The organism is Nocardioides sp. AE5 (assembly GCF_031844485.1).
Lineage (GTDB): Bacteria > Actinomycetota > Actinomycetes > Propionibacteriales > Nocardioidaceae > Nocardioides.
In genome coordinates this window covers 187,660-209,096 of sequence record NZ_JAUZVI010000005.1, presented here as the reverse complement: position 1 = coordinate 209,096, position 21,437 = coordinate 187,660, and the positions used below count along the sequence as shown (strand labels likewise).

The 21,437-nt window shown below is 70.5% G+C and carries 21 protein-coding genes; 13 read left to right on the top strand and 8 right to left on the bottom strand.

Translation table 11 applies throughout. The features are described from left to right. Nucleotides 1-14 precede the first annotated feature (14 nt). The 3 genes from Q9R27_RS09970 to Q9R27_RS09960 all read right to left on the bottom strand — a co-directional run bounded on the left by Q9R27_RS09970 (nt 15) and on the right by Q9R27_RS09960 (nt 3,211). Nucleotides 15-1,361: an FtsX-like permease family protein gene (locus tag Q9R27_RS09970; protein WP_311252227.1), complete on the bottom strand. Its 1,347-nt coding sequence runs from the start codon at nt 1,359-1,361 to the stop codon at nt 15-17. Then, nucleotides 1,358-2,107 (bottom strand): ABC transporter ATP-binding protein, encoded by a 750-nt coding sequence (locus tag Q9R27_RS09965; RefSeq protein WP_311252226.1) that lies wholly within the window; start codon nt 2,105-2,107, stop codon nt 1,358-1,360. Before Q9R27_RS09965 ends, Q9R27_RS09970 begins: the two co-directional genes overlap by 4 nt. Nucleotides 2,108-2,176: 69 nt before the next feature. Continuing rightward, the gene (locus Q9R27_RS09960; RefSeq protein WP_311252225.1) at nt 2,177-3,211 is read right to left on the bottom strand and encodes an SGNH/GDSL hydrolase family protein; all 1,035 of its coding nucleotides are present in this window, start codon (nt 3,209-3,211) and stop codon (nt 2,177-2,179) included. 43 nt (nt 3,212-3,254) lie between these two features. Here Q9R27_RS09960 and Q9R27_RS09955 point away from each other — a divergent pair, with 43 nt between their 5' ends. Together Q9R27_RS09955 and Q9R27_RS09950 are read left to right on the top strand one after the other, a co-directional pair. Then, the gene (locus Q9R27_RS09955) at nt 3,255-4,649 is read left to right on the top strand and encodes a cystathionine beta-synthase (protein WP_311252224.1); all 1,395 of its coding nucleotides are present in this window, start codon (nt 3,255-3,257) and stop codon (nt 4,647-4,649) included. After that, nucleotides 4,642-5,421, top strand: coding sequence for a TSUP family transporter (locus Q9R27_RS09950; protein WP_311252223.1), 780 nt, complete (start codon nt 4,642-4,644; stop codon nt 5,419-5,421). Before Q9R27_RS09955 ends, Q9R27_RS09950 begins: the two co-directional genes overlap by 8 nt. A 9-nt stretch (nt 5,422-5,430) precedes the next feature. On the opposite strand, the gene Q9R27_RS09945 is transcribed toward Q9R27_RS09950, so the two are convergent. Beyond that, nucleotides 5,431-5,685 (bottom strand): metal-sensitive transcriptional regulator, encoded by a 255-nt coding sequence (locus tag Q9R27_RS09945; RefSeq protein WP_311252222.1) that lies wholly within the window; start codon nt 5,683-5,685, stop codon nt 5,431-5,433. Nucleotides 5,686-5,960: 275 nt separating this feature from the next. On the opposite strand from Q9R27_RS09945, the gene Q9R27_RS09940 reads away from it, so the two are divergent. The 4 genes from Q9R27_RS09940 to Q9R27_RS09925 all read left to right on the top strand — a co-directional run bounded on the left by Q9R27_RS09940 (nt 5,961) and on the right by Q9R27_RS09925 (nt 10,713). Beyond that, the gene (locus tag Q9R27_RS09940; protein ID WP_311252221.1) at nt 5,961-7,619 is read left to right on the top strand and encodes an FAD-dependent oxidoreductase; all 1,659 of its coding nucleotides are present in this window, start codon (nt 5,961-5,963) and stop codon (nt 7,617-7,619) included. Further along, nucleotides 7,616-9,799 carry an MMPL family transporter gene (locus tag Q9R27_RS09935; protein WP_311252220.1) on the top strand — a complete coding sequence of 728 codons (2,184 nt, stop codon included), beginning with the start codon at nt 7,616-7,618 and terminating at the stop codon, nt 9,797-9,799. The genes Q9R27_RS09940 and Q9R27_RS09935 overlap by 4 nt, the downstream gene beginning before the upstream one ends. 67 nt (nt 9,800-9,866) lie before the next feature. Then, a complete protein-coding gene (locus Q9R27_RS09930) occupies nt 9,867-10,070 on the top strand; it encodes a DUF2892 domain-containing protein (RefSeq protein ID WP_311252219.1) in 204 nt (67 codons plus the stop codon). Between the two features lie 19 nt (nt 10,071-10,089). Further along, nucleotides 10,090-10,713 carry a YigZ family protein gene (locus Q9R27_RS09925; RefSeq protein WP_311252218.1) on the top strand — a complete coding sequence of 208 codons (624 nt, stop codon included), beginning with the start codon at nt 10,090-10,092 and terminating at the stop codon, nt 10,711-10,713. A gap of 46 nt (nt 10,714-10,759) precedes the next feature. Here the strand turns inward: Q9R27_RS09925 and Q9R27_RS09920 are convergent, their stop codons facing one another. Then, nucleotides 10,760-11,155, bottom strand: coding sequence for a YchJ family metal-binding protein (locus Q9R27_RS09920; protein WP_311252217.1), 396 nt, complete (start codon nt 11,153-11,155; stop codon nt 10,760-10,762). Between the two features lie 66 nt (nt 11,156-11,221). On the opposite strand from Q9R27_RS09920, the gene Q9R27_RS09915 reads away from it, so the two are divergent. The 5 genes from Q9R27_RS09915 to Q9R27_RS09895 all read left to right on the top strand — a co-directional run bounded on the left by Q9R27_RS09915 (nt 11,222) and on the right by Q9R27_RS09895 (nt 16,547). After that, nucleotides 11,222-11,749, top strand: a complete 528-nt coding sequence (locus tag Q9R27_RS09915; RefSeq protein ID WP_311252216.1) for a DinB family protein — start codon at nt 11,222-11,224, stop codon at nt 11,747-11,749. A 49-nt stretch (nt 11,750-11,798) separates the two neighbouring features. Continuing rightward, on the top strand, nt 11,799-13,190 hold the full coding sequence (locus tag Q9R27_RS09910) for a magnesium chelatase (protein WP_311252215.1): 1,392 nt from the start codon (nt 11,799-11,801) through the stop codon (nt 13,188-13,190). Then, a complete protein-coding gene (locus Q9R27_RS09905) occupies nt 13,187-15,229 on the top strand; it encodes a VWA domain-containing protein (protein WP_311252214.1) in 2,043 nt (680 codons plus the stop codon). Before Q9R27_RS09910 ends, Q9R27_RS09905 begins: the two co-directional genes overlap by 4 nt. 13 nt (nt 15,230-15,242) lie before the next feature. Continuing rightward, nucleotides 15,243-15,992, top strand: coding sequence for a ZIP family zinc transporter (locus Q9R27_RS09900; RefSeq protein ID WP_311252213.1), 750 nt, complete (start codon nt 15,243-15,245; stop codon nt 15,990-15,992). Nucleotides 15,993-16,073: 81 nt separating this feature from the next. Continuing rightward, on the top strand, nt 16,074-16,547 hold the full coding sequence (locus Q9R27_RS09895; RefSeq protein ID WP_311252212.1) for a hemerythrin domain-containing protein: 474 nt from the start codon (nt 16,074-16,076) through the stop codon (nt 16,545-16,547). Nucleotides 16,548-16,575: 28 nt separating this feature from the next. On the opposite strand, the gene Q9R27_RS09890 is transcribed toward Q9R27_RS09895, so the two are convergent. From Q9R27_RS09890 to Q9R27_RS09880, 3 genes are all read right to left on the bottom strand, one after another. After that, nucleotides 16,576-16,974: a nuclear transport factor 2 family protein gene (locus Q9R27_RS09890; RefSeq protein ID WP_311252211.1), complete on the bottom strand. Its 399-nt coding sequence runs from the start codon at nt 16,972-16,974 to the stop codon at nt 16,576-16,578. A gap of 82 nt (nt 16,975-17,056) precedes the next feature. Beyond that, complete coding sequence (msrA, locus tag Q9R27_RS09885; RefSeq protein WP_311252210.1) at nt 17,057-17,701, bottom strand: peptide-methionine (S)-S-oxide reductase MsrA; 645 nt, start codon at nt 17,699-17,701, stop codon at nt 17,057-17,059. A 59-nt stretch (nt 17,702-17,760) separates the two neighbouring features. Then, nucleotides 17,761-18,693 (bottom strand): DUF5995 family protein, encoded by a 933-nt coding sequence (locus Q9R27_RS09880; RefSeq protein ID WP_311252209.1) that lies wholly within the window; start codon nt 18,691-18,693, stop codon nt 17,761-17,763. A 183-nt stretch (nt 18,694-18,876) separates the two neighbouring features. On the opposite strand from Q9R27_RS09880, the gene Q9R27_RS09875 reads away from it, so the two are divergent. Both Q9R27_RS09875 and Q9R27_RS09870 read left to right on the top strand, forming a co-directional pair. Next, on the top strand, nt 18,877-20,058 hold the full coding sequence (locus tag Q9R27_RS09875; RefSeq protein ID WP_311252208.1) for a cystathionine gamma-synthase: 1,182 nt from the start codon (nt 18,877-18,879) through the stop codon (nt 20,056-20,058). 14 nt (nt 20,059-20,072) lie between these two features. Beyond that, a complete protein-coding gene (locus tag Q9R27_RS09870; RefSeq protein WP_311252207.1) occupies nt 20,073-21,434 on the top strand; it encodes a glutamate mutase L in 1,362 nt (453 codons plus the stop codon). Nucleotides 21,435-21,437: the final 3 nt, after the last annotated feature.

The following is a 21,437-nucleotide window of genomic DNA, read 5'->3' as shown; positions in this document are numbered from 1 at the left end:
GATGGGTGAGTCTGTCACTGGTTCACGGTCGCGAGCACGGGCGCCGCGGTGGCGCGCCGTACGGCCAGGGCCGCTGCGGCCAGGGTGAGCACCACGGCGAGGGCGACCAGCACCGGCGGCAGCCACAGGGTGCCGTCCGGCACGAAGCCCTCGTCCCGGGCCAGGGCGAACGGGACCACGGTCGCCGACGCGGCCACCAGGCCGAGCAGTACGCCGACCGCAGCGATGATGCCGGCCTCGACCAGGACCGAGGATCGGACCTGCTCACCGGTGGCGCCGAGCAACCTGACCCGGGCCAGCTCATTGCGTCGGTGCGCGATCACCGCGGCGAACGCATTGATCACCATGATCGCCGCGAAGAGCGAGATCATCCCGACCACCACGTTGTTGAGCAGGTTGATCAGGTCCGCCTCGGCGTTGGCCGGGCCGGACGTGCGACCGTCGATGGCGACCAAGGTCAGCGTGCCGACGCTGGCGGCGGTGAAGACGATCACCGGAGCCAGGACACCGCCCAGCACGTGGGCACGCCGCGAGGTGTTGAAAGCGGCCAGGTGGCCCGCGACCCCGAATCGGCCGACCAGAGGACGGAGCGTGACCGCGGTCCAGCGCAGCAGTGTCGGAGCGAGCACGGCCAGGCCGACACCGACCAGGATCGAGCTGGAGCCGGCGGTCTGCATGGCTGCATAGGGGTCGTCGGAGTCAGCCGTGATGAAGACGGTGATCATCGCCATCACCACGCCATAGCCGACCAGCACGACCGCGGCCAGGATGCGCCACCAGCGCATCCGGCCGGCACCCGAGGCGGCGTCGACCATGGCCAGCCGGGCCGGACCGGAGGTGGCCCGGCGGCCGGCAATGGTGGCGGCAAGCACCGAGGTGACGGTGACCAGAGCCACCGTGCTTCCCAGTGCGAGGGGCCCGCCGGCGAAGGCGACGGAGTCGGAGACCATCCCGGCCTCGCGGATCATCGCCAGGAGCCCGCGTCCACCGACCCAGGCGATGCCCGCACCGAGGGTGGAGGCAACCAGGGCGACCAGGAGGGTCTCGGTCCGGATCATTCGCCGGGCCTGCCCGGGAGTGGCCCCGATGGTGCGCAGGGTGGCGATCTCGGTGTCCCGTTGACCGACCGCGATGCCGAGCGTGGAGGCCAGCGAGAAGAGCACGATCAGGCTACCCCAGGCACCGACCACGGCGCCCATGATGAAGAGGATCTCCTGGTCCTCCTTGGAGACCGGTCCCAGCGAGGTCTCGAAGAGCGTCGCGAAGGAGCCGATCAGGGCGGTGCCGGCCAGGACCGAGAGGAACGTCGCGGTGAAGGCCGGTGCCCGGTGTCGCAGGGACCGCAGTGCCAAGCCGATCATGACGTCACCTTGACCAGGTCGTCGAGGTGGGCCATCTGTCCGGCGACCGCCTCGGCGGTGGGCTGTCCCATCCGGCCGGCGACCAGGCCGTCGACCATGAAGACCACCTCGTCGGCGTACGACGCGGCGACCGGGTCGTGGGTCACCATCAGCACGGTCTGGCCCAGCGTGTCCACCGTGGTCCGGAGCAAGGCCAGCACATCGCGGGCGCTGGCGGAGTCCAGGGCACCGGTGGGCTCGTCGGCGAGCAGGATTGCCGGGTTGCCGACCAGGGCGCGAGCGATCGCGACCCGCTGCTGCTGACCCCCGGAGAGTTCCGCGGGCAGGTGGCGGCTGCGCTCGGCAAGGCCGACCACGGCGAGCAACTCCCGGATCCTGGCCTTGTCGGGCCGCCCGCCGGCCAGCCGGGCGGGGAGCCCGACATTCTGCTCAGCGTTCAGATAGGGCATCAGGTGGAAGGACTGGAAGACGATACCGATCTTCTCCCGCCGCAGCACGGTGCGCCGCGACTCGGACCAGTCGGTCACGTCCTCGCCGCCGATCAGGATCCGGCCGCTGGACGGCGACTCCAGACCCGCGGCGCAGTTGAGGAAGGTTGACTTCCCGGAGCCCGAGGGGCCCATCACCGCGGTGAAGGTGCCCGGCGCAACGGTGAGGGTGACGCCGTCCAGCGCCCGGACCGGGTTGCCGGGGTCGCCATAGGTGCGGGTCACGTCATGGACGGAGAGTGCAGGTGTCGAGGTCATGCCTCAACGCTAGGAGCCGCGGACGCCGCGATCGATGGGTGCAGACCGCCGATCGGGGTGGGGATTTCCCTACCCCTCGAGCGGTGCGGTCGCGGCCTGCGCGTCCTCGGACTCCTCGGGTGCCTGCGCCTCGGTGCGCGGGTGGCGACGGCGGTGGCGCAACTCCACCCAGAGCCCACGTACGCCGCGGCGCTGGCCGGCCACCTCGGTGCCGCCGAGCTCGGTGCCCGGCGTCCGGGCCGCCTCGACGGCTGCGCGGGCGATCGGCAGGACGCCCTCGCCGCGCAGGTATTCGACGGTCGTCTCCTCGTCGGGGGCCAGGCCCAGGGCAGCCATCGTCGAGGGCAGCAGCACTGCGGCCAGGGAGGCATACCCCTCCGCAGAGGGGTGGAACTGGTCCGGTCCGAAGAGCAGCGCGGGCGCGGCGGCGAACTCCGGTCCGAGCACGGCGGCCAGCGAGACGGTCCGGCCACCGGCCTCGACCACGGCGATCGCCTGGGCCGCCGCCAGGCGTCGCGACCATGCCCGGGCGACCTGCTTGAGCGGGGGACTGATCGGCTTGATCGTGCCCAGGTCGGGACACGTGCCGACGACGACCTCGACACCGGCAGCGCGCAGGCGGCGTACGGCGTCGGCCAGGCGGCCCACCGAGACCGAGGGCAGCACGGTGTGGGTGACGTCGTTGGCGCCGATCAGGATCACGGCCACGTCGGGCTCGATCGGCAGGGCCGAGGAGACCTGGGCAGCGAGGTCCTTGGTCTGCGCGCCGACCACCGCGAAGGAGCGCAGGTAGACGCGTCGGTCGGCCCGTTCGGCCAACCCGGAGGCGAGCGCCGCGCCGGGGGTCTGGGTAACCTGGTGTACGCCGTACCCGGCAGCGCTGGAGTCCCCGATCAGGGCCACCTTCAACGCCGGTCCGGGGCGCCCACGGCCATACCAGCCGGTGGCGTCCGGCGGATCTCCCTCGGCCGGACCGATGGTCTTGCGGGCAAGCTTCGCCTCGGCCTTGAGCACGCCGAAGAGGCTGGCTCCGAGCAGGGACAGGCCGCCACCGCCGTACATCGCGGCAGTGGCAACCTTCTTCGCTGCTTCAGCCTTCCCCACGGTCCCATCCTACGGTGGGAAGGAAGAGGCTAGCCTGAGCCTCGTGGACTACGTGAACTCGCTCCTGGACCTGATCGGCAACACTCCGCTGCTCCGGATCAACCGGGCACTCGACCGCGCAGATGACCACACCGGCGGGCCGCTGGTGCTGGCCAAGGTGGAATACCTCAACCCGGGTGGTTCGGTGAAGGACCGGATCGCGACCCGGATGATCGAGGCGGCCGAGGCCTCCGGTGAACTGCAGCCCGGCGGGACGATCGTCGAGCCGACCTCCGGCAACACCGGTGTCGGGCTGGCGATGGTGGCCCAGCAGAAGGGTTACAAGTGCATCTTCGTCTGCCCGGACAAGGTCAGCGAGGACAAGCGGAACGTGCTCAAGGCGTACGGCGCCGAGGTGGTGGTCTGCCCGACCGCCGTCGAGCCGGAGCACCCCGACTCCTACTACAACGTCTCTGACCGGCTCGCCTCCCAGCCCGGAGCATGGAAGCCCGACCAGTACTCCAACCCGCACAACCCGCGTTCGCACTACGAGACCACGGGCCCGGAGATCTGGCGCCAGACCGAGGGGCGGATCACCCACTTCGTGGCCGGCGTCGGCACCGGCGGCACCATCTCGGGGATCGGCCGCTACCTCAAGGAACAGAACCCCGACGTCAAGATCATCGGCGCGGACCCGGCCGGCTCGGTCTATTCCGGCGGCACCGGGCGCCCCTACCTGGTCGAGGGGGTCGGTGAGGACTTCTGGCCCGAGACCTATGACCGCGACATCGCGGACCGGATCATCGAGGTCTCCGACGCGGATTCCTTTGCCTACACCCGCCGCCTGGCCCGCGAGGAGGCGCTGCTGGTCGGCGGATCGGCCGGGATGGCGGCGTACGCGGCGAAGCAACTGGCCGAGGAACTGGCCGGTACGCCGGAGGGTGACGACGCGGTGATCGTGGTGCTGCTCCCGGACTCCGGGCGCGGCTACCTGACCAAGGTCTTCAACGACGACTGGCTGGCGGCGTACGGCTTCCCCAACGGCGACAGCGGGTCCACCGGCAAGACGGTCGGCGAGGTGCTGCGCGGCAAGTCCGGCCAGTTGCCCGACCTGGTCCACACCCACCCCAACGAGACCATCGCCGATGCGGTGCACATCCTCCAGGAGTACGGCGTCTCCCAGATGCCGGTGGTCCGCGCCGAGCCCCCGATCGTGGCCGCCGAGGTGGCCGGCTCCGTCTCCGAGCGCGCCCTGCTCGAGGCGCTCTTCGCAGGGTCGGCCAGGCTCAGCGACTCCGTTGACCAGCACATGTCGGCGGCCCTGCCAACCATCGGCTCGACCGAACCGGCCTCGGAGGCGGTGCGGATGCTGCACGACGCGGACGCGCTGCTGGTCCAGGAGGATGGCAAGCCGGTCGGCGTCCTCACCCGGCAGGACCTGCTGAGCCAGCTTGGATGAGCCCACCCTGGCCGTCGTTCTGCTGCTGGCCCTGGCGGGACTGGCGGCGGGGTTCGTCGACGCCGTGGTCGGCGGCGGTGGGCTGATCCAGCTCCCAGCCCTGGTGATCGGGCTGCCCGGCGCCTCGCCGGTGCAGATGCTGGCCACCAACAAGCTGGCCAGCGTCTGCGGCACCACGGTGAGCTCGGCGACGTACTATCGCCGGATCAGGCCGGACCCGAGGACGTTCCTGCCGCTGATGGGGTTCGCCTTCCTCGGGGCGATGGCCGGGGCGCTGGTGGCCTCGATGATCCCGAGTTCGGCGTTCAACCCGATCATCCTCGCCGTGCTGGTGCTGGTCGGTGCCTATGTGCTGCTCAAACCGAGTGCGGGGGAGCTGACCGAGCTCCGCTTCGCCGGACGCCACCACACCGGCCTGGCGATGCTGACCGGGCTGACGGTCGGGTTCTATGACGGGGCGCTCGGGCCCGGCACCGGCTCGTTCTTCGTCTTCGCGCTGGTCGGGCTGCTCGGTTACAACTTCCTCCAGGCCTCGGCCAAGGCCAAGCTGGCCAACTGGGCGACCAACGTGGCCGCGCTGGTGATCTTCATCCCGCAGGGCGCGGTGCTGTGGAAGATCGGGCTGCTGATGGGGCTGGCCAACCTGGTCGGCGGCTATCTGGGCGCCCGGGTCGCGGTCTCGCGCGGGGCACGGTTCGTCCGGGTCTTCTTCATCGTGGTGGTCTCGGCGTTCATCGTCCGGATCGGCGGGGACGTGATCGGGCTCTGGTGAGCCCCTGTCTCACGCCAGGGAGAGGAAGAGCTTCTCCATCTTGGCGGCGTCCAGGTCCTGATCGCTGGCCAGGCACTCACGCAGGCCGCTGGCGATGATGCTGAATCCCGCCCGGTCCACGGCCTTGCTGACCGCTGCGAGTTGAGTGACCACGTCCTCGCAGTCGCGGCCCTCCTCGAGCATCCGGATCACCCCGGCGAGCTGCCCCTGGGCGCGCTTGAGCCGGTTGATCGCGGGCTGGCTGGCCTCGGTGGGCAACTGCATGGGCTTCTCCTCGTCGACGGTGATTCCACAATACCCCAAGGGGTATGTATCCTGCTCGTGAACCCAATACCCCCAGGGGTATATGACGAGAGGAGAGCGACGATGTGCCGACAGGTGTCCTGCCGCAGGTGCGGTGGAGTGACCTGGGCCGGGTGCGGACTGCACGTGGACCAGGTGATGCGCGGCGTGCCCGCCAAGGCGCGGTGCGACTGCCCACAGGAGCCGGGCCGGGGCAGCGGCCCGGGTCTCCTCGCGCGGATCTTCGGGCGGCAGTCATGACCGCCGCATCTCCAGCACCCGCACCGGTGCGCAAGGTGGTCGTGGTCGGGGGCGTTGCCGGCGGGATGTCCACGGCCACCCGCCTGCGCCGCAACGATGAGTCGCTCCGGATCGTCGTGCTGGAGCGCGGGGCCCACGTCTCGTTCGCCAACTGCGGCCTGCCCTACCACGTCGGTGGCGTCATCGAGGACCGTGAGGCGCTGTTGCTGCAGACCCCGCAGAGCCTCGGCGCCCGGTTCGCCATCGACGTGCGCACCCGGCACGAGGTGACGGCGATCGACACCGGCCGGCGGATGGTCCGGGTCCGGGACCTTGCCACCGGGGCCGACCTGGTCGAGGAGTACGACGCGTTGGTGCTCGCCCCGGGCGCTGCCCCGGTGGTGCCGCCGATCCCCGGGATCGAGCGGGCACTGACCCTGCGCGACGTGGCGGACGTGGACACCATGGTTGCCGCCCTGGCTGCCGGACCGCGGTCCGCGGTGATCCTGGGAGCCGGATTCATCGGCCTGGAGCTGGCCGAGAACCTGCACGCCCGCGGCGTCGCGGTCACCATCGTGGAGCTCGCCGAGCAGGTGCTCGCCCCGCTCGACGTGGAGATGGCAGCCCCGGTGCGGGCGCACCTAGCTGCGGCCGGCATCGACGTCCGCACCGGCACCTCCGCAGCGGAGGTCACCGACGCCACCGTCCTCCTCACCGACGGCACCGAACTCGCCGCCGACCTGGTCGTCGCCGCGATCGGGGTCCGACCCGAATCCGGACTGGCCGTGCTGGCCGGCCTCGAGGTCGGGCCGCGCGGTGGCATCGTCGTCGACGAGCAACAGCGCACCAGTGACCCACATGTGTACGCCGTGGGGGATGCGGCCGAGAAGCGGGACGCAATCGGTGGCGAGGCCACCCTGGTCCCTCTTGCCCAGACGGCGAACCGGCACGGTCGCCTGGTCGCCGACGTGATCACCGGTCGAGCGGTGCGCAGCGCACCGGTGCTCGGCACTGCCGTGGTCGGGGTGCTCGGACTGACGGTGGCCGCGGTTGGCTGGAGCGAGAAGCGGCTCCGTGCCGCCGGACGCCCGGTGCGGGCGATCCACACCCATCCGACCTCGCACGCCGGCTATTACCCGGGTGCGGAGCAGATGGCGCTCAAGGTGCTCGTCGACCCGGTCACCGATCTGATCCTGGGCGCCCAAGGCGTCGGAGGTGCGGGCGTGGACAAGCGGATCGACGTGATCGCCACCGCGATGCGGGCCGGCCTGCACGCCAGCGACCTGGCCGACCTGGAGCTTGCCTATGCCCCGCAGTACGGCTCGGCGAAGGATCCGGTGAACATGGTCGGCTTCATCGCCGACAACCTGGCCTCCGGTCGGGATCGCGCCGTGCAGTGGCACGAGCTCGACGCCGAGCTGGCTCGGGGCGCGGTGCTGGTCGACGTACGCTCGCCTGCCGAGCACGCCGCCGGGGCGATTCCCGGCGCGGTGAACATCCCGGTCGACGAGTTGCGTGACCGCCTGGCCGAGGTGCCACCCGGACCGGTGGTGGTGCACTGCGCGGTGGGCCTTCGCGGCCACGTGGCCGCCCGGTTGCTGGCCCAGCACGGGCGCGACGTGGCCAACCTGGACGGTGGCCATCGCACCTGGGTCGCCGGGACGGTGGACGCATGAACCGGGACGCAGCTGTCAATGTCGAGTCAACGCCCGGCTCCCGGCCCCGGCCCGTCGGGACCGCGTCAGGACCCCTGGGTCGCCTCGGCCAGTGGGCCACCGGGAACCGTCGGGCCGTCATCCTGGTCTGGGTGTTCCTGGTGGTTGGCTTGGGGATCTTCGCTCCGAAGGTCGAGCACAACCTGTCCGGTGCCGGCTGGCAGGCGGACGGATCCGACTCGGTTGTCGTCCGAGAACTCGCCCGTGACCACTTCGATGGCACCGGGTCCTCTGCGATCCAGGTGGTGGTGCGAGCGCGTGACACCACCCTGGACGAAGGAGCCGGCGCAGAGACGCTGGCAGCGGTGGTCGAGATGCTCCGGAAGGAGCCACGCATCGCCGGCGTCGTCGAGCCGCAACCGGGGATCACCCTGTCAGCGGATGGTCGCACAGGGATCGTGATCGCGGGGGCCGGGGTCGACACCAACGAGATGGTGCGCGTGGCGAATGACCTGAAAGGCCCCCTGCAGGCGCTCAGCGTCGCCGGAGTCCAGGTCAATCCCACGGGTGCTTCCTTGTTGTGGAGTGATTTCAACGAGGCGAACCTGGACGCGATGCTCAAGTCCGAGATGATGTCGTGGCCGGTCACTCTGCTGATCCTCGTGCTGGCCTTCGGCGCGCTCCTCGCAGCCGGTCTGCCCCTGCTGCTGACGTTGGCCGGACTGGTTGCCTCAGCCGGGTCGCTGGTCCTGATCAACGAGCTCGTGCCGGTGTCCATCTGGGCGATGAACTTCGCGATGATGTTCGCCCTCGCCCTGGGGATCGACTACGCCCTCTTCATGGTGGTGCGCTACCGCGCCGCCCTCGCCGCCCGTGGAGCCACACCCGAGGGGGCCCGAGCGGCGGTGGCCGAGATGATGGACACCTCGGGAAAGGCGGTGTTGCTCTCCGGGGTCACTGTGCTGGTGTCACTGTCCGCGGTGATGCTGGTCCCCTCGCCTTCCTTCCGGTCCATGGCCGGCGGGATCATGTTGTCGGTCGTCTTCGTCCTCGCCGCCACGTTGACGTTGCTTCCCGTGGTGCTCTTCGCGCTGCGGGAGCGGATCAACAGGTTCGCGCTGCCCTGGTCGCGGGTCGGCGAACACCGGTCGCCACGGTTCGCGGCCTGGGGTGAACGGCTATGGCGGCGTCCGCTGCTCTGGGGAGCAGCTGCGCTCGGTCTCCTCGCCGTGCTGGTGGTCCCGGTCATCGGTCTCACCACGGCGATGCCGTCGATCAAGGTGCTCCCCGAGGATGCTTCGGCCCGCGTGGGATATGAGGTCGTGCAGGCAGAGTTCGGATCGGGTGCCCCGGGCACGTTGCAGGTGATCGCCGAGGAGACCGATATGGACCGTGTCACGCAGGTGCTCGCCGAGGACGAGGGGATCGCGGGCGTCCTGCCATCCCAGGTCGCCACTGACGGCAGTGGCCTCGTGCTGGTCCAGGCGGTTCCGACCGTGGACCCTTCCGATCCCGCGCTGGCCGTGACGGTCGAGCGGTTGCGCCGTGAACTGCCGGCCTCGGCAAAGGTCGGTGGGGCCGCAGTGGAGAACCTGGATCTGAAGACCCAGTTGGACTCCTCGACCCCGTTGGTCTTCGGAGTGGTGCTGGTGTTGGGCTTCGGTTTGCTCCTGTTCGCACTGCGCGCGCCGCTGATCGCCCTGCTCGGCACGGTGGCGAGCCTGCTCTCCACGGCAGCTGCGTTCGGGGTGGCCAGGTTGGTCTTCCAGGAGGGCTACGGCGCGGACCTGCTGGGCTTCGAGTCGCAGGGGTTCCTCAACGCGTGGGCTCCGGTGTTCTTCTTCGCGATGATCTTCGCCATTGCGATGGACTACACGGTCTTCCTGCTCGCCTCGGCGAAGGAGCACTTCGAGCGCACTGGCGATCCCAAGGACGCGATGGTGGGTTCGATGGCCCACACCGGCAGGGTGATCTTCGCCGCTGCTGGGGTGATGGTGGCGGTGTTCTTCACCTTCGCCCTCAGCGGACCGATCCCGCCCAAGGAGATGGGCATCGTGCTGGGCGTCGCGGTGCTGCTCGACGCAGCCCTGGTGCGTCTGGTCCTGCTTCCGGTGATGCTGCGCCTGGCCGGGCGTGCAGCGTGGCGTTCGCCGGGCTGGCTCGACCGAGTGCTGCCGCGGATCAATTTCTCCCATGACTGAGCCCGTTGTCTGACTTCCCCACCGATCGCCGGGCGCGCCTGCCCGGCGCCTGCCCAGAGGAGAACCCATGAACCTTGATCGTGCAGTCCGGGCACTTGCCGGCAGCCTCGTCCTGATCGGCGTAACGCTCGCCGTCAGTGTGTCCCAGTGGTGGCTGCTGCTCCCCGCATTCGTTGGCCTCAATCTGCTGCAGTCCAGCATCACGGGCTTCTGCCCCGCGGCGCTGGTGCTCAAGCGGCTGGGGATGACCAGCGGGTGTGCCTTCCGCTGACCGGTCCTACGATCGATGCATGGCCGTCACCTCCTATCTGACCGCAGGCCGCGGGGCGACGGCGGAAATCGAGGTGAAGCGCTCACGCTTCCTGTGCACCGTCGAGCCGGTCTCCGACGAGGCGGCAGCGCGGGCGGTGATCGAGGCGCTGCGCAAGGAGCACTGGGACGCGCGGCACACCTGCTCTGCGTTCGTGCTCGGCCCGGACGGCGCGGTGCAGCGTTCCAGCGACGACGGCGAGCCGGCAGGGACGGCAGGCGCCCCGATGTTGGAGGTGCTCCGCGGGCACGAGGTGAGTGACGTGGTCGCGGTGGTCACCCGCTGGTTCGGTGGTGTGCTGCTGGGTGCTGGTGGACTGGTCCGGGCGTACGGCGACGCGGTGCGTGCGGGGCTGGAGGCGGCCGGGACCGTGGAGCGGCGGCTGATGGTCGAGCACCGGGTGGAGGTCTCGCACGCCGACGCGGGCCGGTTGGAGACCGAACTGCGCCAGCGCGGAGTCGCCGTCCTCGACGTGTCCTACGCCGCCGAGGTGTCGCTGCTGCTCGGCGTACCGGCGGCCGCGCCATTCGATCTGGCAGCGGTGCTGGCCGAGCTGACCGGTGGCGCGGCCGAGCCGGTCGTGGCTGGTTCCCGCTGGACGTGATCACCAGAGGAGTGAAGCCTTTCCGGCACCGGATGCCGCAAACGCTTCACTCCTCCCGGCTCAGGTAGAACCAGCGGCCTGCCCGGCGGGTGAAGGTGCTGCGTTCGTGGAGCACACCGGCCCCTGAGGCATCGCGGAAGTGCGCGCGGAACTCGACCATCCCGGTCTCGTCGTCGGCAGAACCATCGACGGTGTCCAGGATCTCCAGCGCCACCCAGGTCGTGCCCGGCTGTGGCTTCGGATCGGTCGGCCGAGTCCTCGGGTGCCAGGTCCGGAACACGTAGTCGAGTTCGTCCACGGCGTACGCCGCATACCTCGACCGCATCAGTTCTTCGGCCGTCGCCGGCAGCGCCGCACCGCGGTGGAACCGGCCGCAGCACCCGCCGTACGACGTGCCGGTGCCACACGGACAGGTCATGGAGCCGAAGACAGAAGCGCTCATGCCCGCCACGGTAGCCACCCGGAAACCGGGTGACGCGCAGGGCCGATCTCGCTAGCGTGACGAGGCATGAACACCATCCAGCGCATCGACCCGCCCCTGCACGCGGACGAGATGACCATGCTCCGCGCCTACCTCGACTATCACCGCGACACGTTCCGGCAGAAGACGGCCGACCTTGACGCGGCCCAGCTCGACACCCGGCTGCCACCGAGCGAGATGACGCTGGGCGGGATGATCAAGCACCTCGCCCTGGTCGAGGACAACTGGTTCAGCGTGGTCTTCGCCGGCAACGACGACGCGCCGGTCTGGCAGGGAGTCGACTGGGAGGCCGACGACGACTGGGACTGGCACTCCGCCTCCGACGACACACCTGCGCAGTTGCGCCAGCTCCTTGAGGACGCGGTCGCCGCCTCCGACGCGATCCTGGCTGCCGCCGACGGCCCGGACGCCGGGTCCGCCTTGACCAGCCGTGAGACGGGCCAGCCCAAGTTCAGCCTGCGCTGGATCCTGGTGCACATGATCGAGGAGTACGCCCGCCACAACGGCCACGCCGACCTGATCCGCGAATCCATCGACGGCCTGACCGGGGAGTGAATCCGCACCACCCCAGCGCGGTCTTGCGAACCGGGTTAGCGTTGGGCCCGTGACTGCTCCCACCATCACCACGCTCGGCGAGCTCCGCGCCTCCGGCCACCAGCTCAAGGACCTCCGCTCCGAGCTCCGCGACAACCTGCTCATCAAACTGGCCGCGGGGGAGGACCCCTGGCCGGGCCTGCACGGCTTCGAGTCCACGGTGGTCCCGCAGGTCGAGCGCGCCATCATCGCCGGGCACGACATTGTGCTGCTCGGCGAGCGCGGCCAAGGCAAGACCCGGCTGCTGCGCACCCTGGTCGGCCTGCTCGACGAGTGGGCGCCGGTGATCGAGGGCAGCGAACTCGGCGAGCACCCGTACGAGCCGATCACCCCGGGTAGCATCCGGCGGGCCGCCGAACTCGGTGATGACCTCCCGGTCGCCTGGCTGGGCCGCGAGGAACGGTACGCCGAGAAGCTGGCCACCCCGGACACCTCGGTCGCCGACCTGATCGGTGACGTCGACCCGATGAAGGTCGCCGAGGGCCGTTCCCTGGGTGACCCGGAGACCATTCACTTCGGGCTGATCCCGCGCAGCCACCGCGGCATCGTGGTGATCAACGAACTCCCCGACCTCGCCGAGCGGATCCAGGTCGCGATGCTCAACGTGATGGAGGAACGCGACATCCAGGTCCGCGGCTACGTGCTGCGCCTCCCGCTCGACGTGCTGGTGATGGCCAGCGCCAACCCGGAGGACTACACCAACCGGGGCCGGATCATCACCCCGCTCAAGGACCGGTTCGGTGCCGAGATCCGCACGCACTATCCGGCCGCCCTGGACGCGGAGATCGCAGTGATCCGCCAGGAGGCCCACCTGGCCGCCACCGTGCCCGACCACCTGATCGAGATCCTGGCCCGGTTCACGCGTGCGCTGCGCGAGTCCAGCGCCGTCGACCAGCGCTCCGGAGTGAGCGCCCGGTTCGCCATCGCCGGCGCCGAGACCATTGCCGCCGCGGCCCTGCACCGCGCCACCGTCCGCGGCGAGGAGGACGCGGTCGCCCGGGTGGTCGACCTGGAGACCGCGGTCGACGTGCTCGGCGGCAAGATCGAGTTCGAGACCGGCGAGGAGGGCCGGGAGCGGCAGATCCTCGAGCACCTGCTCCGCACCGCGATCGCGGAGACGGTTCGTGGCACGTTCCGCGGCATCGACTTCGCGGTGCTGATCAACGCCATCGAAGACGGTGCCTCGGTCACCACCGGTGAGCGGGTCACCGCCGTGGAACTGCTCCAGGGCCTCCCGGTGCTCGGCGAGTCCGACTTCTACGAACAAATCGTGGAGCGGTTCAGTGCCACCAACGCCGGCGAACGGGCCAGCGCGATCGAGCTCGCCCTGGAGGGCCTCTTCCTGGCCCGCAAGGTCAGCAAGGAGACCAGCGACGCCGGCGAGACGACGTACGGGCAATGAGCCCACGCTCCAAGTCGTCGCGCTACGGCCGCTACGACGGCGGGCCGGACCCGCTCGCACCGCCGGTCGACCTGGCTGAGGCGCTGGACGCCATCGGTGAAGACGTGATGGCCGGCTATTCGCCGGAGCGGGCGATGAGCGAGTTCCTGCGCCGCGGCGGCACCGACCAGCGCGGCCTGGACGACCTGGCCCGCCGGATCGCGGAGAAGCGCCGCGACCTGCTCCAGCGGCACAACCTCGACGGCACCATGAACGAGGTCCGCGAACTGCTCGACAAGGCGGTCCTGGCCGAGCGCGGCCAGCTCGCCCGCGACATCGACCTCGACGACACCGACCGGACGCTGCGCGAGATGCAGCTGGAGAACCTGTCCTCCTCCACCGCCGCCGCGGTCAGCGAGCTGGCCAACTATGAGTGGCAGAGCGGTGAGGCGCGCGAGGCATACGAGCAGATCAAGGACCTGCTCGGTCGCGAGCTGCTCGACCAGCGGTTCGCCGGGATGAAGCAGGCGATGGAGGGGGCCACCGAGGAGGACCGCGAGCGGATCAACCAGATGCTCGCCGACCTCAACGACCTGCTCGAGAAGCACGCGGCCGGCACCGACACCCAGGCCGACTTCGACGCGTTCATGAGGAAGCATGGTGACTTCTTCCCGGAGAACCCGAAGGACATCGACGAGCTCCTCGACACCCTCGCCCAGCGCTCGGCCGCGGCCCAGCGGATGCTCAACTCGATGACCCCCGAGCAGCGTGAGGAGCTGATGCAGCTCTCCGCCCAGGCGTTCGGATCACCCGAACTGGCCGAGCAACTGGCCCGCCTCGACGCCAACCTGCAGGCGGCCCGCCCCGGTGAGGACTGGAGCGGCTCGGAGCGGTTCGAGGGCGAGCAGGGGATGGGCCTGGGGGATGGCACCGGCGCGCTGCAGGACCTGGCCGAACTCGACGAGCTCTTCGACCAGCTCTCGCAGAGCTATGCCGGTGCCCGGATGGACGATCTGGACCTGGACAAGCTGGCCCGCCAGCTCGGCGACGAGGCTGCGGTGGATGCCCGCAAGCTCGCCGAACTGGAGAAGGCGCTGCGCGAGACCGGCTACCTCAAGAAGGACTCGACCGGCAACTACCGCCTCTCGCCCAAGGCGATGCGGCAACTCGGCAAGGCCCTGCTCAAGGACGTGGGAAGGCGGATGTCCGGGCGCCAGGGCGCCCGTGACCTGCGCCAGGCCGGGGCAGCTGGTGAGCGGAGCGGAGCCACCCGGGAGTGGGCCTTCGGCGACACCGAGCCCTGGGACATCCCGCGCACCGTGAACAACGCCGTGCTCCGCACCGTGGCCGACGGGAAGGACCCGCGTGGCGGCGTACGCCTGGAGATCGGCGACGTCGAGGTCACCGAGACCGAGGCCCGCACCCAGGCCGCGGTGGCGCTGCTGGTGGACACCTCCTTCTCGATGGCGATGGACGGGCGTTGGGTGCCGATGAAGCGGACCGCGCTGGCGCTGCACACGCTGATCCGCAGCCGGTTCCGCGGCGACCACCTGCAACTGATCGGCTTCGGTCGCCATGCGCAGGTGATGGAGATCGAGGAACTCACCGCCAAGGACGCCTTCTGGGACAAGGGCACCAACCTGCACCACGGGTTGCTGCTGGCCAACCGCCACTTCCGCAAGCACCCCAACGCGCAGCCGGTGCTGCTGATCGTCACCGACGGTGAGCCGACCGCGCACCTGGAGCCGAACGGCGAGGTGTGGTTCGAATACCCACCGCATCCGTTGACGATTGCCTACAGCGTGCGCGAGCTCGACAACGCACGGCGCCTCGGCGCCCAGACCACCTTCTTCCGCCTGGGCGAGGACCCCGGCCTGGCCCGGTTCATCGACTCGATGGCCCGGCGCGCCGACGGCACCGTGGTCGCCCCGGAACTCGACGACCTCGGTGCCGCCGTGGTCGGCTCCTACCTCGGCTCGCGCGGCCCCGGTACGGCGTACCGCGGCGCCGGTGGGTGGGCCGGCGGCTGGGGCGGGCGCGGCTCCTGGGTGGCTGAGTGACGGTGTCGCACTGATGCCGCTGTGGCTCGAGGCCGGGCTGTGGGGCCTCCTGGCCGGAGGGTCGCTGGTGCTCGGTGCCGCGATCGCGTGGACGGTGCGGGTGCCACCGCGCGTGGTCGCGGTGGTGATGGCCTTCGGTGCCGGCGTGCTGATCTCGGCGCTCTCCTTCGACCTGGTCGACGAGGCGGAGTCCGTGGGTGGCCTGTGGCCCACGGCGGCCGGATTCGTGGGCGGGGCCACCGTGTACGTCGCGGCCAACGCGCTCCTGGCCCGGCGAGGTGCGCAGCACCGCAAGCGCTCAGGTGACCAGCAGCCCTCGGAGGAGGAACAGGCGGGCAGCGGGACGGCGATCGCCATCGGTGCCCTGCTGGACGGCGTACCGGAGTCGGTGGTGCTGGGCCTCTCCCTGCTCGGCGGAGGCGGCGTCGGGGTGCCGGTGCTGGCCGCGATCGCGGTCTCGAACCTGCCCGAGGGCCTGTCCAGTTCTGCCGGGATGAAGGCCAACGGCCGCACGGCGCGCTATGTGTTCGGCGTCTGGATCGGGATCGCCGTCCTCAGTGGTGTGGCCGGGATGCTCGGCGTGCTCGTGCTGGATGGCGCCCCGCCCGAGGCGATCGCGGTGATCACGGCGATCGCTGCGGGCGCGATCCTGGCGATGGTCGCGGACACGATGATCCCGGAGGCGTTCGAGAAGGCGCACCTCTCCACCGGCCTGATCGCAACCCTGGGCTTCATCACCGCGTTCGCGATCGGTCGCGCCTGATCCAGCCCCGGCCTGAGCTGCACCCAACGGTATTATTGATGGCAAAACTCCGTGGAAAATACTGGCCTTCTGGAGGTTGCCGTGGCAGGCGAGACCACCCTGAGCGGGGCACTCGAGCGTGAGCACCGCGAGATCGACGCAGGCATCGAGGCGTACGTCGCCTCCTTGGCCGGGACGGAGCCGGACCTGGCCGCCCTCGGCGAGGCGATGGTGGCGCTGCGCCGCCACATCTACCTGGAGGAGGAGTTCCTCTTCCCGCCGCTGCGCGCTGCCGGGTTGATGGCACCGGTCTTCGTGATGCTGCGTGAGCACGGCGAGTTGTGGGACGCGATGGTCGCGATCGATGCAGCGTTGGCCGCCGACGCCGGCCAGGACCTCTCCGCAGCCTGTGCGGACCTGCTGGGCAGGCTCGAGGCGCACAACGCCAAGGAGGAGCCGATCGTCTATCCGGTCGCCGACCGCGAGATCGACGAGGAGGCCACGGCCGCCCTGCTCGACCTGATCGCCACCGACACGTTGCCCCCGGGGTGGGTCTGCGCGCAGGCGACGCGCTGAGGCGTCCCTCGGGGCGCCCTGACCAGCCTCAGCCCGCGAGGCGGGAGAGTTCGGCGCCCATCTTCTCGATCAGCCTGTTGAGCGCGCTGACCGGTCGCACCATCACGGTGAAGGCGACGATCTGCCCGTCCTCGTCCCAGGTGATCCGGTCGATGCCGGAGACCTCGAGGTCGTCGAGGTTCGCAGTGAACTCCAGGATCGCGTCCCGCTCGCGGACCCACTCGTCGGCGTACGACAGGGTCGGGCCGAGCACGTTGATCGCCCCGGTCAGGTAGAGCTGGACCAGGTCGCGCCCCTCCTGGGGCCGGTGCACGGCGGGGGAGCGGAAGACGGCATCCTCGGCGATCATCTCGCGGAGCCCTGAGGGGTCCTGTGATGCGACGAGGGCGTGCCAGCGGGCCAGGCCGATCTCGGCAGGTGTGCTCATCGCCCCAGCGTACGCCGCACCCCGCTCACTGCTGGGCGTCGCTGCTCTCCGCGCCTGCGTCTGCCTGGGGCCGACATGGAGATCACGCGTTGCTCGGGAACGGCACGCCCGTGTTCGCGTGGCAGCGGTAGCCGTTCGGGTTGCGGGCGAGGTACTGCTGGTGCACCGGCTCGGCGTAGTAGTAGGTGTCGGCGGGTCGGATCTCGGTGGTGATCTCACCCAGGCCGCGGCGGGCGAGCTCCTCGCCGTACACCCGGGTCAGCTCGATCGCGGTCGCCCGCTGCTCCTCGCCCAGCGTGTAGAGCGCGGAGCGATACTGCGTGCCGACGTCGTTGCCCTGGCGCATCCCCTGGGTCGGGTCGTGCACCTCGAAGAACGTCTTCACCAGGTCGGCGTAGGAGATCACGTCCGGGTCGAAGACCACCCGCACTGCCTCGGTGTGCCCGGTCATCCCGGAGCAGACCTCCTCGTACGACGGGTGCGGTGTCGAGCCGCCGGCGTACCCGACCGAGGTGGACCAGACGCCGGGCTTGCCCCAGTAGATCTCCTCGGCGCCCCAGAAGCAGCCCAGACCGAAGACCGCGACCTCCAGCCCGTCGGGCACCTCGTCGGTGCGCACCGGGGCGTCCAGCACCAGGTGCCGCTCCGGGATCGGGAACCAGGCCTCGGTGCGGCCCGGCAGCGCGGCCTCGGGCGTGGGGATCTCCGTCTTGGTGCGGCCGAACATGGATGACTCCTCAGGGGTGCGGGTGCTTCCAGTCTCCCCAACAGCGCAAGCGCCCCGGATCATCCACGCCCGTGCTGGGCGCACCAGGCGTCGCGGGCCCGGGAGTTCGGGGCCGAGAACAGCAGCGTGATCAACTGCGCCTGCGCGGCGGCGTACGCCTCGATCTCCGCCTCCACCACCTTCCGCTGTGCCGGGGTCCTGGCCAGCACCAGCAGTTCGGTGTGGCGCCAGACCATCTCCCGCCAACCGCGCATGATGAAGGCGGCCGGAATCGCGATGTCGAGGTCGTCGAAGCGCGGATCGAAGCGCGCCGCCATCTCTGCGAAGACCGGGTCGAGCAGTGCGTCCAGGCGCTTGTTGTAGGCGTCGTGGTCGGCCTTGTGCGAGACCCCGTTCGGACCCGTCACGCCCACCTCGGCGGTGACGTAGGGGAAGTCGCGGTTGATGTGGGCGTTCATCGCCAGCATGAAGTTGCCCAGCGCGGTCATCGACTTCTTGTCCTCGGTGCGCAACGCGATCTGCCAGGCCTGGGGCACCAGGTCGGTGCGCCCGGCCTGCCAGTTGGCGACGGTGGTGAAGTATTCCTCGGCGAAGACGGCGTCGATCCGGTTGAGCCAGACCGGGTCCGCATAGACCCCTTCGGCCAGGGCGGCACGCACGTCCTCGGTCACCCGCAGGTAGGCCAGGGAGAAGATCGCCGCGTGGTCACAGGTCTCGACCAGTTCGTCGAGCCGGTCCTGCATCCGGACGATGGTGGCGTCGATGCACGCCGACGACCCGTCCGCGCAGATCTCCCCGGTGTACGCCGTGTCCTCGACGGGGAGGGGCGGGAGCAGCGCGATCACGCCGTCGAGGATCGTCCCCAGCCCGGCCACCCGGCTGCCGGATTCGTCCGCATGGGCAGTCGGGACCAGCGTCATCGGAGCGAGGGTGAGCGCCGCGGTGGCGGTCGCCGCGGCCAAGAGGTCCCGGAGTGCGCGAAGGTGACTCATGAAACATCCAACGATCCGCCTGACGCCGGGGTACGCCGCCCGGTGCCGGGCCCCCGGGAGCTTGACATGTCGTTTGCTGTCACGTGGTGACTGCAGACGACACCACAGTCAGGTCGGACGCGGTGATGGTGAGGCAGCGCACGGTGGTAGGTGACGGCCGGCGCGGTGAGTAGGGTGGGCGGCGTGAGCACCTCCGAACACAGGTCCAAGTCGGGCTTCGAGACCCGCGCCATCCACGCCGGCTACGAGCCCGACGAGATGACCGGTGCGGTGATCCCGCCGATCTATGCCACCAGCACCTACAAGCAGGACGGCGTCGGCGGCCTGCGCGGCGGTTATGAATACAGCCGCTCGGCCAACCCGACCCGGACCGCGCTCGAGGGCGTGCTGGCTGCGCTGGAGGAAGGGGAGCGGGGCTTTGCCTTCGCCTCCGGCCTCGCCGCCGAGGACACCCTGGTCCGCACCGTGTGCCGCCCCGGTGACCACGTCGTGGTCCCCGACGACGCCTATGGCGGCACCTACCGCCTCTTCGAGAAGGTCGAGAAGGCGTGGGGCCTGGAGAACAGCCCCGCCCCGGTCTCCGACGTCGACGCGGTCCGGGCCGCGATCCGCCCGGGGCAGACGAAGCTGGTCTGGCTGGAGACGCCGACCAACCCGCTGCTCAACGTCGGCGACATCGAGGCGCTCGCGGCCGTCGCCCACGAGGCCGGCGCACTCCTGGTCGTGGACAACACCTTCGCCTCCTCCTACCTGCAGCAGCCACTGACCCTGGGCGCTGACGTGGTGGTCCACTCGACCACCAAGTACGCCGGCGGCCACTCCGACGTGGTCGGTGGAGCGCTGGTGGTGCGCGACCTGGAACTGGCCGAGCAGGTGGCCTTCCACCAGAACTCGATCGGAGCCGTGGCCGGCCCCTTCGACTCGTTCCTGGTCCACCGCGGCCTGAAGACGCTGGGCGTGCGGATGGACCGCCACTGCGACAACGCGGAACAGGTGGTCACCTTCCTGGCCAACCATCCGGCAGTGGCGCAGGTGATCTATCCGGGGCTGCCCGACCACCCCGGCCACGAGGTCGCCTCACGCCAGATGAAGCGCTATGGCGGCATCGTCTCGTTCCGGGTCGCCGGTGGCGAGCAGGCCGCCCTCGACGTCTGCGCCCAGGCGCAGGTCTTCACTCTGGGAGAGTCGCTCGGCGGCGTCGAGTCCCTGATCGAGCACCCGGGCCGGATGACCCACGCCTCGGTGGCCGGCACCGACCTCGAGGTGCCCGCGGACCTGATCCGGCTCAGTGTCGGCATCGAGACTGCCGAGGACCTGGTCGCCGACCTCGACCGGGCACTCGACCTGGCCACCGGCCGGGCCTGAGTCGGGAGCCCACGATGGCGGGGCCCCTGGTCTGCGTGGACTTCGGGTCCACGTTCACCAAGGCGCTGCTCATCGACCCGGCCGACGGCGCCCTCCTTGCCTCGGCCACCCACCGGACCACCATCGACACCGATGTGCTGGCCGGGCTGGATGCCTGCCGTGCGAGCCTTGCCGAGGCTGATCCCCGGGCCCGTACGGCGCAGGTCCTGGCCTGCTCCTCGGCCGGCGGCGGACTGCGGATCGCCGTGGTCGGCAACGAGGAACTGGTCACCGCGGAGGCCGGGCGTCGGGTCGCGCTGAGCAGCGGCGGGCGCGTGGTCGCCACCATCTCCGCAGCCGACACCCCCGACTTCCTGCCGGGGCTGCACTCCGCCCGCCCGGACGTGGTGCTGCTCACCGGCGGCACCGACGGCGGCAACAGTCGCCACCTGCTGGGCGCGGCCCGCCACCTGGCCACGACCGGCAGCGGGGGTGTGCCGGTCGTGGTGGCCGGCAACGTCGCGGCGCGGGAGGCGGCCAGCGCGATCCTGGCCGAGGTGCCCCACGTGGTGGCCGACAACATCGTCCCGCGGATCGGCGTCTTCGCCCCGGAGTCGGCCAGGTCCGCGGTGCGCGAGATGTTCCTGGCCCACGTGATCGGCGGCAAGCAATTGAGCCACCGGGCCGACTTCGCGGCGATGGTCCGCGGCGCCACCCCCGACCTGGTCCTGGACGGCGTCAGCCTGCTGTCCAGCCGGATCAGCGGAGACGTGGCCGTGGTCGACATCGGCGGCGCGACCACGGACGTCCACTCCGCACTCGAGGTCGTCGCAGACGGGCCGCTCTCCCGCGAGGTGGTGGCACCGGTACCGCTGACCCGCACCGTCGAGGCCGACCTCGGGATGCGGTGGAGTGCCCCGAGCACGGTCCGGGCGGGCATCGATGAGCGCGTCCTGGATGCTGATCCGGAACTGGTCGCCGCGGCAGCACGGCGCGCGGCCGATCCGGCGTACCTGCCCGGCCCGGGAGCGGACCCGGCAGAACTCGCCGCAGACGTCGAGATCGCCACCATTGCCGCCGGAATCGCACTCCGCCGCCACTGCGGGCGCTCCCGGGTGGTCCCCGGTGCGGACGGTCGCGTCGTCGAGCGGAGCGGCAAGGACCTGCGCCGGGTGGAGTTGCTGGTCGGGGCGGGCGGCGTCCTGCGCGCGGCAACCCCCGACGACGTACGCCGGATCCTCACCGGCCTGCCTGCCGCAGCGGGCTGGCAGGTGCCCGAGGCGCCGGACCTGGTCGTGGACAGCGACCAGGTGATCTTTGCTGCGGGGCTGTTGCTGGGCGAACACCCGGCGGCGGCACACGCGTTGGTCGACCGCCTGGTCTCCCGGGTGGCATAGCCT